Origin of the sequence: Kistimonas asteriae (genome assembly GCF_018263925.1) — a bacterium.
In the GTDB taxonomy this organism is placed as follows: domain Bacteria; phylum Pseudomonadota; class Gammaproteobacteria; order Pseudomonadales; family Endozoicomonadaceae; genus Kistimonas; species Kistimonas asteriae.
In genome coordinates, this window is sequence record NZ_JAEVHF010000008.1 from 67,104 (window position 1) to 79,643 (window position 12,540).

General features: G+C 54.7%; 10 protein-coding genes. 5 read left to right on the plus strand and 5 right to left on the minus strand.

From position 1 onward, the window contains the following. Position 1 precedes the first annotated feature (1 nt). From purF to KHS78_RS10745, 4 genes are all read left to right on the plus strand, one after another. Positions 2-1,516, plus strand: coding sequence for an amidophosphoribosyltransferase (purF, locus tag KHS78_RS10730; protein WP_211828263.1), 1,515 nt, complete (start codon positions 2-4; stop codon positions 1,514-1,516). A gap of 93 nt (positions 1,517-1,609) precedes the next feature. Continuing rightward, complete coding sequence (locus tag KHS78_RS10735) at positions 1,610-2,827, plus strand: O-succinylhomoserine sulfhydrylase (protein ID WP_211828265.1); 1,218 nt, start codon at positions 1,610-1,612, stop codon at positions 2,825-2,827. A gap of 114 nt (positions 2,828-2,941) precedes the next feature. Beyond that, entirely contained in the window at positions 2,942-3,847 is a 906-nt protein-coding gene (locus tag KHS78_RS10740; RefSeq protein WP_211828268.1) for an AAA family ATPase, read from the plus strand. Continuing rightward, positions 3,844-4,809, plus strand: a complete 966-nt coding sequence (locus KHS78_RS10745; protein WP_211828270.1) for a DUF58 domain-containing protein — start codon at positions 3,844-3,846, stop codon at positions 4,807-4,809. Before KHS78_RS10740 ends, KHS78_RS10745 begins: the two co-directional genes overlap by 4 nt. Here the strand turns inward: KHS78_RS10745 and KHS78_RS10750 are convergent. After that, the gene (locus tag KHS78_RS10750) at positions 4,799-5,185 is read right to left on the minus strand and encodes a hypothetical protein (protein WP_211828272.1); all 387 of its coding nucleotides are present in this window, start codon (positions 5,183-5,185) and stop codon (positions 4,799-4,801) included. The two genes, KHS78_RS10745 and KHS78_RS10750, sit on opposite strands and share 11 nt — an antisense overlap. 156 nt (positions 5,186-5,341) lie before the next feature. Here KHS78_RS10750 and KHS78_RS10755 point away from each other — a divergent pair, with 156 nt between their 5' ends. Further along, the gene (locus KHS78_RS10755) at positions 5,342-7,363 is read left to right on the plus strand and encodes a transglutaminase TgpA family protein (protein ID WP_211828274.1); all 2,022 of its coding nucleotides are present in this window, start codon (positions 5,342-5,344) and stop codon (positions 7,361-7,363) included. A gap of 60 nt (positions 7,364-7,423) precedes the next feature. On the opposite strand, the gene KHS78_RS10760 is transcribed toward KHS78_RS10755, so the two are convergent. The 4 genes from KHS78_RS10760 to KHS78_RS10775 all read right to left on the minus strand — a co-directional run bounded on the left by KHS78_RS10760 (position 7,424) and on the right by KHS78_RS10775 (position 12,540). Further along, positions 7,424-7,912: a DUF4442 domain-containing protein gene (locus tag KHS78_RS10760; RefSeq protein WP_211828276.1), complete on the minus strand. Its 489-nt coding sequence runs from the start codon at positions 7,910-7,912 to the stop codon at positions 7,424-7,426. A gap of 79 nt (positions 7,913-7,991) precedes the next feature. After that, the gene (gene acnB / locus KHS78_RS10765; protein WP_211828278.1) at positions 7,992-10,583 is read right to left on the minus strand and encodes a bifunctional aconitate hydratase 2/2-methylisocitrate dehydratase; all 2,592 of its coding nucleotides are present in this window, start codon (positions 10,581-10,583) and stop codon (positions 7,992-7,994) included. A 334-nt stretch (positions 10,584-10,917) separates the two neighbouring features. Further along, positions 10,918-11,787 (minus strand): universal stress protein, encoded by an 870-nt coding sequence (locus KHS78_RS10770; protein WP_211828280.1) that lies wholly within the window; start codon positions 11,785-11,787, stop codon positions 10,918-10,920. 144 nt (positions 11,788-11,931) lie between these two features. Further along, complete coding sequence (locus tag KHS78_RS10775) at positions 11,932-12,540, minus strand: hypothetical protein (RefSeq protein WP_211828281.1); 609 nt, start codon at positions 12,538-12,540, stop codon at positions 11,932-11,934.

The window sequence follows — 12,540 nt, forward strand, 5'->3', positions numbered from 1 at the left end:
AATGTGCGGTATTGTCGGAATCTCGGCCTCCAGCCATGTCAATCAGGCGCTGTTTGATGCGCTGACGGTGCTTCAGCACCGGGGGCAGGATGCTGCCGGCATCGTGACCTGTCATGAAGGACGGTTCTTCATGCGTAAGGATAACGGGCTGGTCAAGGATGTCTTTCGAACCCGGCATATGAAATTGCTGGAGGGGAACACCGGTATCGGCCATGTCCGATACCCAACGGCGGGCTCGTCCAGTTCGGCCGAGGCGCAGCCGTTTTATGTCAACTCGCCCTATGGCATTGCGTTGGCCCACAACGGTAATCTCACCAATGCCGATGCCATTAAGGATCACCTCTTCCGCACCGAACTCCGCCATATCAACACCAGCTCCGACTCCGAAATCCTCCTGAATGTGTTTGCTCATGAATTGCAGCGACAGGGTAAGCTGTCAGCGACACCGGACGATATTTTTACGGCGGTTGAGCAGGTATATGATCGTTGTGAAGGGGGCTATTCTGTTGTCTCCGTGATCAATGGTTATGGTGTGGTCGGTTTTCGTGATCCCAACGGTATTCGTCCTCTGGTATTTGGTGAGCGGGATACGGCCGATGGCAAAGAGTACATGATTGCGTCTGAATCCGTGGCGCTGGATGTTCTGGGCTTCAAGCTGGTGCGCGATGTTCGGCCTGGTGAAGCGGTTTATATTGATCAGAATCGCCAGCTGCATACACGCCAGTGTGCATCAGAAGCCACCTGCACGCCGTGTATTTTTGAGTACGTCTATTTTGCCCGTCCTGACTCGATTCTGGATAAAGTGTCTGTCTATAAGTCCCGTATTCGCATGGGGCAGAAGCTCGCCGACAAGATCCTGTTAGAGTGCCCGGATCATGATATCGATGTGGTTATGCCGATTCCGGATACCAGTCGAACTGCCGCACTGGAGCTGGCTACGCGCCTTGGCGTCAGCTATCGCGAAGGTTTCGTCAAGAATCGCTACATTGGCCGGACCTTCATCATGCCGGGGCAGACCCAGCGCAAGAGATCGGTTCGCCAGAAGCTCAATGCCATCGATCTGGAGTTCAAGGGCAAGAATGTCCTGCTGGTCGACGACTCTATTGTGCGAGGCACTACCTGTAAGCAGATCATCGAGATGGCGCGCGATGCGGGGGCGAAGAACGTGTATTTCTGCTCTGCCGCGCCAGCCGTACGTTTTCCCAATGTCTACGGAATCGACATGCCGACTGCCAGCGAACTGATTGCTCATGGCCAGAGTGATGGCGAAGTTTGCCAGCAGATTGGGGCTGACTGGTTGATTTATCAGGAACTCAATGATCTGATTGAGGCGGTTCGGGCGGGTAACCCGGATCTGACTGCATTTGATTGCTCGGTTTTTGATGGCAAATACCTCACGGGCCATATTGATGAAGTCTATCTGAATCAACTGGCCATGCAGCGGAGTGACAGTGCCAAGCGAGACCGCGACGCGCGGGAAAATGCGGTCATTGATATGCATAACGAATCGGCCTGACGCACCGGGTGTGCCGAACAGGAGGAAACCGGGCATTCCGCCCGGTTTGAGGATCGGAAACTCTCTTATCCGACACGCAGTATCAGGATCCTTATGAACGATAATAACGATAGCGCGCCGGTCGGCAGCGAACTCTCAGAAGCAGATTTTGAAACACTGGCGGTGCGGGCGGGCATTACCCGCTCCGATGAGCGAGAGCACAGTGAAGCCCTGTTTCTCAGCTCCAGCTTTACCTATGACTCGGCGGCCCAGGCCCAGGCGGTCTTTGCCGGCGATGAACCGGGTAATGTCTATTCCCGTTATACCAATCCAACGGTTCGAATGTTTGAAGAGCGCATAGCAGCTCTGGAAGGGGCCGAGCGTGCCTGTGCAACCGCATCCGGTATGGCGGCCATACTGGGCGTCTGCATGGCGGTACTGAAGGCAGGGGATCATGTGGTGTGCTCACGCAGTGTTTTTGGCACCACGGTGACTCTTTTTGCCAAGTACATGGATCGTTTTGGTGTCAGCACAACATTTGTGGATCTGGTTGATCTTGAGCAGTGGCAGGCAGCAATCCGTCCGGAAACCCGGTTGCTGTTTTTGGAAACGCCTTCCAATCCGCTGGGCGAAGTGGCCGATCTTGACGCCATTAGTCGGCTTGCCCGTGAGCAGGGAGCTTTGCTTGCGGTAGATAACTGTTTCTGTACGCCGGCTTTGCAGCGACCTTTGTCGCTGGGGGCCGATATCGTAATCCATTCCGCGACCAAATACATTGATGGGCAGGGGCGTTGCCTGGGCGGAGTCGTTGTCGGTGCTGCCAGTGTTGTGGACGAGGTGAATATCTGGCAACGGGCCGCAGGCGCCACGCTGAGTCCTTTTAATGCCTGGGTTTTCCTGAAAGGCCTGGAAACACTGAAGCTGCGTATGGATGCACACTGTCGCAATGCCGGGTTGCTTGCTGAGTGGCTTCAGTCCCAAGCCGGTGTGAAGAAGGTGCACTATTGTGGCTTGGCAGAACATCCCGGGCATGGCCTGGCACAAAAACAGCAGTCCGGTTTTGGTGGTGTTCTGGCGTTTGAAGTGGCGGGTAGTCGAGAGGCGGCCTGGCAGGTTATTGACAGCGTCAGGATCATTTCCAGAACAGCCAATCTCGGCGATGCTAAGACCACGATTACTCACCCCGCAACGACAACCCATTGTCGACTGAGTGATGAAGACAAGCGCCGTGCAGGGATCAGTGAAAACCTGATTCGTGTCGCCGTAGGTTTGGAGTCGGTTGAAGATCTTATGAAAGACCTTTCCCATGGTTTGCAGCGTCTGAAAGCTTGACCTTAAAGGGCTGTGCAGCTGGGTATAATGGATTTGGATGCTCAGCTGCCCATAGCCCGTCGATTTGGCGCTACGCTTAGAAAAAATGACCAATAAAACGTGCAATTGGATTGTATGAGCATTATTCATGAGACTGTTGATGAGTTAGGGCGGGTTATTGTCGGCAAGGAGCAGCAGGTCAGACTGGCATTGTGTACGCTCCTGAGCCGAGGCCACCTGTTGATTGAAGATCTGCCGGGGATGGGGAAGACAACCCTGTCACATGCCTTGGCTCAGGTGTTGGGCTTGGGTTATCAGCGTATTCAGTTTACCAGTGATCTTCTTCCCGCTGACATTTTGGGCGTTTCTGTCTTTGATCAAGGTAGCTCCGCCTTTGTTTTTCATCCGGGCCCTGTCTTTTCCAGTGTGATTCTTGCCGATGAAATCAATCGGGCCACGCCAAAGACGCAAAGTGCGCTACTGGAAGCCATGGAAGAGGGCCAGGTGACGGTAGAAGGGGAAACCCGTTCACTCCCTCGGCCATTTTTTGTTATTGCAACTCAGAATCCCGCCTCTCAGCGTGGTACGTTTCCGTTGCCTGAATCCCAGCTGGATCGCTTTTTGATGCGGATTACTCTGGGCTACCCCAGTGCCCAATCTGAGAGGGCGCTGTTTCAGGGGAAATCCGGCCGGGGGCAGTTACATACGCTCAGGCAAGTTATGACGGCCGAAACCCTGATCAATCTGCAGGCGCAAGTCGACAGTATGCATGTCAGTGAATCGCTACTTGATTACCTTCAGAAACTGGTGGCTGGCACACGGGACGGCAATCGATTTGTTTGTGGCCTGTCGCCTCGGGGGGCGTTAGGCCTGCTGTCGGCGGCCAAGGCCTGGGCGCTCATGGAAGGGCGTGATTATGTGATACCGGAAGATTTGCAAGTGGTGTTCCAGCCAGTCTGCCGCCATCGGGTTATTGCCAGAAAAAATGCCTCTGGCACCAATGAGTTACTGTCAGAAATTGATGTATCGGGTCAGTCGTGATGATCAGGGCGGCCTGGAACAAACGATTTGATCGCTGGTTGACCCGACGCATTCCGCCAGCCAACCACGTCACGCTGAATCAAAAAAGTATTTTCATTGTGCCTTCGAGAGTGGGGTATGGCTTTCTTCTGGTGGCATTCCTTGTGTTTCTCGCGGCCATCAATTACCAGAACAGCCTTTCCTATGGGGTGAGTTTTTTCATGGTGGGGTTGTTTCTTGTCACCATGCTGCATACCTGGAAGAACCTGGCAGGTTTGACGCTATCAGGACATGGCGCTGAGTCGGTACATGCTGGTCAGGATGCCGGGTTTGCGGTGACCGTTCAAGCGGCTCAAGGGCGCTCTCAACATGGGATTCAGTTGGGATGGTTAGAGCAGCTGACCACAGCAGAACCCGGTCAGGAGAGTGATGACGTGACGGTCTGGCATCCGACCAGGCAACGCGGCTGGCTCAGACCTGACCGGTTGAGAGTGTCTACGGAGTTCCCACTGGGTCTGTTTCACGCCTGGAGCTGGGTGGATCTTCAACTGGAAACGTTGGTATATCCCACACCGGATAAGTCTGACGTCGACGTAGAGTCGCTGGCGCTGACCGGTCAGGGGGAAGGTGCGGTGAGACCGGATGGCAATGAGGATTTTGCCGGCCTGCGTGAAACCGTGCCGACCGACCCGTTAGCCCATGTCAGCTGGAAATCCTTTTCGCGAACCGGTGAACTGTTAACCAAGCAGTTTCATGATTATGCCGACGAGCGGTTTTGGCTTGATTACCGCTCTGTGTCTGGGTATGAGGCGGAAGAAAAACTGTCAAGACTCTGCGGGCTGGTCTTGCATTATGCGGATCAGCAGGCGCAATTCGGTCTTTGGTTACCGGACCGTGTCATTGAACCCGCCCAGGGGGAGGCGCATGCGCAAGACTGTCTGACGGCATTGGCACTCCATGGGAACGATGACGCTAATCGGTAAATGCGGCAATGGCCTGCTGCAGGCGTCGCTGTGCCGGGGTGGGTTGTGCGGTATGGAGTGTCAACAGGCAGCGCAAATCACCGGAGGCTTTCAATTGGCCCCTGATGAAAGCTTTGAATCCGGCTGTTGTGTCATTTTCAATAAAGACACGGCGGGCGACGTCAAGCGGCAGGGTGATGTGGGCAGTGGCATCCGGTTGGTGCCTGGCAACAAATAGCCCGTTTTTCATGGCCAGCGAAAGCTTGTGACCTCCCAGTGTGATAACGGTGATATTCAGGCAGATGGCGCGGATGTTTGTGGGGATTTTCAGGTTGTCAGCGTCTGCAATGGTTTGTTGCACCTGTGACCACCAGGATGATGATAAAAACTGTGACAACACTACCTCCTTCGTGGGACGAGTGACGGGATAGAGAAAAAGTAGTGCATGGAATGGGATTATGTTGGGGGCGTGGTGACTCCCTCGGGTGATCAACAAGTCAGTTGCTGCATGCCAAGAATAAGAAACAGACTTTTTGGATATGGGTAAAACGGGATGTCCCAACGGATAGCACGATCTTCCACGGTTTGGCTGGTGGCCACGCTACTGCTGGTCAGTGCGCCCTTGTTCCCCGTGCTGCCTTTTGCGGTGATCGGTACGGTTATCTTCTGTGTTTTCTGGCGTTACCGCCAACTTCGTGGGCGATGTGGTGAGGCGTCAACCTGGCTTAAGGTGCTGCTGGTCGTATTCTGTTCCGTCAGTATTTATATCGAATTTAAAACGCTTGTCGGACTGGCTGCCGGTGCGTCTGTGCTGGTGGCTGCCTGTTCCATGAAGCTGCTTGAATTAAAAGCGGTGCGTGATACCTGGATTATCATGCTGCTGAGCTTTTTTATTGTGGTCACCGGCTTACTCTTTTCCCAGAGTCTGTTGATGGCAGGTTATCTGCTGGTTGTTCTGGTCGTGATTGTCTCCGCTATGACTGGGTTACATTACCGCAGTGATAGGCGGGGGCTGGGTTTTGTCTTTCGGCGCGGCGCCATACTGTCGGCACAGGCATTGCCCATGATGTTGATTCTTTTCCTGCTGGTTCCTCGTATTCCACCGTTGTGGTCTGTGCCGATGCCTGAACGGGATGCGACCACGGGCGTCAGCGATTCCATGAGCCCGGGGGATATTGCGCGGTTGAGCCAGTCGGACAGGCTGGCATTCCGGGCTACCTTTGATGGTAAGGTGCCCCCGCCGGAACAGCGTTACTGGCGGGGCATCGTGATGAGCCATTTCGACGGCCGAACTTGGTCTCAAGAAGATCATGATAAATTGGCCGTCAGACGAGATATTACTGAAGATGGTCTGGTGCGCTGGTATCCGACGCCTTCCTGGTACGAGGTGGATAAGGGCGTTGAACCAGAATACCGTTACGACATTATCTTGGAGCCGACGAGTCAGTCCTGGCTGTTTTCACTGGGGCCTGCTTGGGAAGCTATTGAAGACACTGGGGTGACGCGCAATTATCGGCTTATACCCCGCAATCCGGTTGATTTCAGAATGGCTTATCAGCTGGAGTCCCGTAAAAGACAACCGAATGATCAGGATTTGCCGACGTGGATGGCAGAGCTCAATCTGCGCTTGCCCTATGATGGTGATCGTGAAGCGCGAGCTTATGGTGAGGCGCTGTCAAAGCAGTTTGATGCTGACCCTGTCAAGATCACCAATGCGTTACTGGAGCAGTTTCGAACCCAGCCGTTTTATTACACCCTGAGGCCGCCATTGTTGGGCGCCAATACCATTGATGAGTTTCTCTTTTCCACCCGACAGGGCTTTTGCAGTCATTATGCCGGGGCATTTGTTTTTGTCATGCGTGCAGCAGGGATTCCGGCGCGGGTGGTTGCTGGCTACCAGGGCGGAGAGTACAAGCCGGATGATAGTGTTATCCAGGTCCGTCAGTTCGATGCTCACGCCTGGGCCGAAATATGGGTGCCGGAAAAGGGCTGGCTGCGCGTGGATCCAACGGCAGCCGTCTCGCCAGAGCGTGTCCGTGAAGGGTTGGAAGAGGCTGTCTCAGGAGAGGGCAGCTTTTTGAGTGGACGTCCTTTTTCTCCGGTTCGGTTCCGGCATGTTGATCTGCTGAATAAAATGCGTTTGTCCTGGGAAAACCTGGAATACCAGTGGCAGCGGAGGGTGTTGGGTTACAATCACGAGAGTCAGGAGACCCTGTTCCGGCGCTTGTTTGGTGGTCGTGATATGTACCAGACCCTGGCCATAGTACTGGCCAGTGCCACGGCCCTGTTTTTAATGGTCATGAGTGCGGTTTTGTTGTGGCCTGGCCGAAAAAAGCGGACGGCGGTGGAGAAATTATACGATCGTTTTTGCCGGAAGATGGCAAGAAAAGGCTTTGAGCGACACCTTGGTGAAGGCCCTGTTGCCTATGGTCAGCGGATCGCTGAGAGTGCGCCTGAGCTGGCAGCTGACGCGGTCATGTTCACCGAGTACTATGCGAGTTGTCAGTATGGGAAGGGGGCAATGAATAAGCCAGATACCATTCAACGATTAAAAGTAGCGTTGTCGAATGTCTAGTGAGTCATAAGGTGTCCTTCATTGCCGTGCCTGAGGACACCTGAGGCGATAGGACGTATGTTATCGGCGCTTTGGGGTCCAGGCCCAAATCATCTCGGCTTTGATCGGTTCAACCCCTTTTTCATCGGTGATCGTGACGGCGACAGTGACTTCACCTTTCTCCGTTGTCAGAATCTGCTGAATTTGTTCATCGGAGAGGTGGGCTACCGCTTTGAGATCGCCAGTCGCGCGTTTTACATAGTCAATATGCATGCTCTTGATTACCGGCACACGGTCATCCGGCACATTCATGCCAACAATGTAGCCAGTGGCAGATTCCGCCAGCAAGGCCATGGCGCAGGCATGGACACTACCGATATGGTTCTGCACCCGCTTTCTGTTTTTTATGGTAAGCCGGCTTTCCTGATGGCTGAGGTGGTTAATCTCAACCTTAGCGGTTCCGGCAAACTTGATCGCCGTGCCAAATACTTTCGTCAATAACCAGGATTGCATAAAGGGCGGGGCTTTCTGCGTGTTAGCGACGATACGGCTGAGTCGATTACCTGCCATGGTCATTCCTGTTTCTTATTGGGTCTCTTGGGCGAAAAAAAACGGGATCAGACCATCTGATCCCGTTTCCGGCTTTAGGTTAACCGGCTTTGGCGATAATGTTATCCGCCGCTTCCTGGTAACTCTGGATCTGGTCAAAGTTCAGGTAGCGGTAAATATCACCCGCCATGGCGTTAATATTTTTGGCGTAGTCCATGTATTCCTCGGCGGTTGGGATTTTACCGAGAATTGCACCGACAGCCGCCAATTCCGCGGAACACAGGTAGACGTTGGCGCCGTCACCCAGGCGGTTCGGGAAGTTCCGGGTTGAGGTGGAGAGCACGGTCGCACCGGGTTCTACGCGGGCCTGGTTACCCATGCAGAGGGAGCAGCCCGGGATCTCGGTTCTGACACCGGCTTTGTTGTAGATGTCGTAATAACCTTCCTGTTCCAGCTGGCTCTTGTCCATCTTGGTTGGTGGTGACATCCAGAACCGGGTCTGCAGCGGATCGCTGTTCTGTTCCAGCAGTTTGCCGGCTGCGCGGAAGTGACCGATATTGGTCATGCAGGAGCCAAGGAAGACCTCGTCGATCTTGTCGCCAGCGACGTCGGAGAGTGTGCGGGCATCATCGGGATCGTTCGGGGCGCAGAGGATGGGTTCCTTGATGTCTGCCAGATCGATATCAATGACAGCAGCATACTCGGCGTCAGCATCCGCCCGCATCAACTGAGGGTTGGCCAACCACTCTTCCATCTTCTTCGCGCGACGCTCAAGGGTACGGGCGTCGCCGTAGCCTTCACTGATCATCCAGCGCAGCATGGTGATGTTGGATTTGAGGTACTCGCCGACAGAGTCTTCGGAGAGTGTAATGGTGCAGCCAGCCGCTGAGCGCTCGGCAGAGGCATCAGACAGCTCAAAAGCCTGTTCCGCTGTCAGGGTTTCCAGACCTTCAATCTCAAGGATGCGACCAGAGAAGATGTTCTTCTTGCCTTTCTTCTCGACGGTCAGCAGACCCTGCTTGATGGCGTATAGCGGAATAGAGTGCACTAGGTCGCGGAGGGTAATCCCAGGCTGCATGTCTCCCTTGAAGCGAACCAGTATCGATTCTGGCATATCCAGGGGCATGACGCCGGTTGCAGCGGCAAAGGCGACCAGGCCAGAACCGGCGGGGAAGGAGATGCCCAGCGGGAAACGGGTGTGGGAGTCGCCACCGGTACCAACCGTGTCAGGCATCAGCATCCGGTTCAGCCAGCTGTGAATGATGCCGTCACCAGGACGCAAGGCGACACCGCCGCGGTTCATGATGAAATCAGGCAGGGTGTGCTGCATTTCAACATCGACCGGCTTGGGGTAGGCCGCCGTATGGCAAAAAGACTGCATGACCAGGTCGGATGAGAAGCCCAGGCAGGCCAGGTCTTTCAGTTCATCACGGGTCATGGGGCCGGTGGTGTCCTGAGAACCAACAGTCGTCATCTTGGGCTCACAGTACTGTCCAGGGCGTACGCCTTCCACGCCGCAGGCCTTGCCGACCATCTTCTGCGCCAGCGTAAAACCTTTGCTGCTGGCTTGCGCATCAGCAGGGCGGCGGAAAACCGAGGAGGGTTCCAGGTCCAGCGCTTCACGGGCCTTGTCGGTCAGGCCGCGTCCGATGATCAGGTTGATACGGCCGCCAGCCTGGACTTCATCCAGAATGACGTCTGACTTGAAGGTGAACTCGGAGAGTACATCGCCGGATTCGGACAGAATCTTGCCGTCATAAGGACGGATTTCAATGATGTCACCCATGTTGAGCTGGTCAACCGGGGCTTCGAACACCAGTGCACCGGCATCTTCCATAGTGTTGAAGAAGATCGGTGCCACCTTGCTGCCGATACAGATGCCGCCAGACCGCTTGTTGGGCACGCCCGGAATATCATCGCCGAAGAACCAGAGTACAGAGTTAGTGGCGGATTTACGGGAGGAGCCGGTACCAACGACATCACCTACGAATGCGACCGGTACGCCCTGTGCCTTGATTGCCTCAATCTGACTCATGGGGCCCGTTACACCCGGTTCTTCCGGGGTCAGGCCATCGCGGGGCATCTTGTAGGCGGCACGGGCGTGAAGCGGAATGTCGGGACGTGACCATGCATCAGGAGCCGGGGACAGGTCGTCGGTGTTGGTTTCGCCAGTGACTTTGAAGACGGCAACCTTGATGCTTTCCTGAACTTTACTGCGCTGGGTGAACCACTCCGCGTCAGCCCAGGATTGCAGCACGGCTTTGGCGTTGTCGTTGCCAGCCTTGGCTTTTTCTTCCACGTCATGGAAGGTATCAAAGACCAGCAGGGTCTTTTTCAGCTGTTCAGCGGCCAGGGTGCTAAGGGCGGCATCATCCAAGAGGCTGACCAGTGTCTCAATGTTGTAACCGCCCAGCATCATGCCCAGCAGTTGAATGGCTTTCTCTTTGGTGAGCAGAGGCGATTCGGACTCGCCTTTTGCTACGGCGGACAAAAAGCCGGCTTTCACATAAGCCGCTTCATCGACACCCGGAGGAATACGGTTTTCAAGCAGGTCCAGCAGGAAGTCTTCTTCCCCGGCTGGTGGATTTTTCAGCAGCTCTACCAGACCGGTGACCTGCTCGGCACTCAAAGGTTTAGGTGGTACACCTTCTGCAGCACGTTCTGCGACGTGGGCGCGATATGCTTCTAACACGGTTGATTTCCTCATCACTTCACCTGCCACGGAAGGTTTGGGCGGGCTTGCTCGTACGGGGTTCAGGCTGGACAGTTTCAGAGCTTGCCGGTCACATGGCGGAACGTACCGGAAAGGCGCTGATACGTCAGGGAATCCCGTGGCAAAACCAGCCTCTGGCAGGGCCATCGTCTGGGTTTATAGAATTTTTCTGGCGCCAAAAAGTATACTCGAAGGCCCCGGGCAAGTTAAGGAAATACCGAAATAGCGGGTATTTTGTTAGTGAATAGTGCCTTGGGCGAGCCATAAAAAAAGCCGGTATAGTGATACCGGCTTTTTTTGCGTGTTGTCAGCCTTAGAAACGGTAGAGTGTTTGCTCCAGAGGCTCCATGATGTCACGGGGCTTCAGGGTCAGGACATCACTCTCGATGGCGCCCAGCAGCAATTCGGCGGTATTGCCCATCAGTGCGCCTTTCAGGCCTCCCCGGGCAACGGTGCCCATGACCACCAGGTCCGCATCGATTTTCTTGGCAATGGCCGGGATCAGGGTTTCAGCCGGGCCCTCTTCGACATGAATGTCTTCTGCAGGGATCTCGTAACGGTCAGCAAAGGGTTTGCAGCCCGCCTGGTAACTGAATCGCATGCCCTCAAGGGTCTGTTTGTCCGGATCTGCAGAGGAGAGCATGGGAGCCGGATGTGCAGAGGCGATATGGCACTCGGCATCAGCGACACCGGCGATGGCCGCTGCATACTCCAGGATGACCTCATTCAGCACCTGGTGTTCGCTGTCGTTAGGGTTGGCGTCGATAGCGGCGAGAATCTTGCCATTGCTCCAGGGATCCGTATGTTTGACCATGAGAACCGGGACCCGACACTTGCGCAGCAGTGTCCAGTCTTCCGGTGTGCTGATCACCCGGGAAACGTTATCGGCCCGCTTGGCCTGTTTGACTACGAGGTCACAGCCTTCGGACTGGCGGACATGGATGATGGTTTCCACGGCATTGTTGTGCCAGAGCTCATGGGGAACTACCTCAAGGCCATCATCCTGAAGCGGTTTGATCAGGGTTTCCAGCACTTTGAGGGAGGCCTCGTTGGCGCGTGGGTTGGGCGCCAGGGCGTGGATGGTGGCGCCCGTTGCTTTTGCCAGCAACCGGGCTCTGGCCAGTGCGAGATGTTTGTCCTGCCTGGTGTCGACGATCACCAGCATCTTCTTAAGAGCACGCATGCCCGAGTACCTCCCTATCCAATGTCATTTGACCAAGGTTTGATCAGATCATAGCCGAGGTAAAATACCCCGCGATTGACCTATGTCAATGCTGGTCTCTAATTTCAAACGCTCGTTCAAATTCTGGAGGCGTGCCTGTTTTGATTAATTCCTGTAAAAACGGATCGCGTTGAGCGGGCAGTGCCCATAAGCCCGTGATTTATCGGTTGCCTGTGGGTAGAGCATGCCATTTTCCAGAGGGTTGTTGGCTGCCACTATGCGTTTGCTCATGTGGAAGTTCAGTTGCTCGGGGGTATCGCTGCAAACGGCATAGTTGACCGTCAGCTTGATCCAGGTGTGTTCATGGTCAGTATCAGGCGTGGCGTCGTTGTCAAACAGATAATTCAGGTCCGCTGTATTCATAAAGTTATGTTTGAATGTGACCAGGCAGTGGGTATCGGGATCGTTATGGTCTGGAGTGATTAAATAGAAGGTTCGCCAGTCAACCGATGCGATAAACCGATGGTGGTTGGATTGCTCCTCCTGAATGCCACTTGCGTCTGCGTCTGAATCAATGTCATCGTCGCATTCACAAAACTGATAATTTATCAGTGCGCGTACCGGCTGCCCGCTGAGTAATAGCGCTTCCAGATCGCTATAGTGATGAACCGCCAAGGGTTGAGAACCGTGTCGGAAACCGTAATCGGCTGCATGCAGAAGGCAGGGCGTGGCTAGGAAAAGGTATAGAAGCAGGGTTGTACGGTTCAGCGGCAT

Bases quoted from the DNA above. Each gene is read 5' to 3' on its own strand.
- KHS78_RS10775 (WP_211828281.1), bottom strand. From the start codon at position 12,540: ATGCCGCTGAACCGTACAACCCTGCTTCTATACCTTTTCCTAGCCACG.
- KHS78_RS10740 (WP_211828268.1), top strand. From the start codon at position 2,942: ATGAGCATTATTCATGAGACTGTTGATGAGTTAGGGCGGGTTATTGTC.
- KHS78_RS10755 (WP_211828274.1), top strand. From the start codon at position 5,342: ATGTCCCAACGGATAGCACGATCTTCCACGGTTTGGCTGGTGGCCACG.
- KHS78_RS10770 (WP_211828280.1), bottom strand. From the start codon at position 11,787: ATGCGTGCTCTTAAGAAGATGCTGGTGATCGTCGACACCAGGCAGGAC.
- KHS78_RS10760 (WP_211828276.1), bottom strand. From the start codon at position 7,912: ATGGCAGGTAATCGACTCAGCCGTATCGTCGCTAACACGCAGAAAGCC.
- KHS78_RS10735 (WP_211828265.1), top strand. From the start codon at position 1,610: ATGAACGATAATAACGATAGCGCGCCGGTCGGCAGCGAACTCTCAGAA.
- purF (WP_211828263.1), top strand. From the start codon at position 2: ATGTGCGGTATTGTCGGAATCTCGGCCTCCAGCCATGTCAATCAGGCG.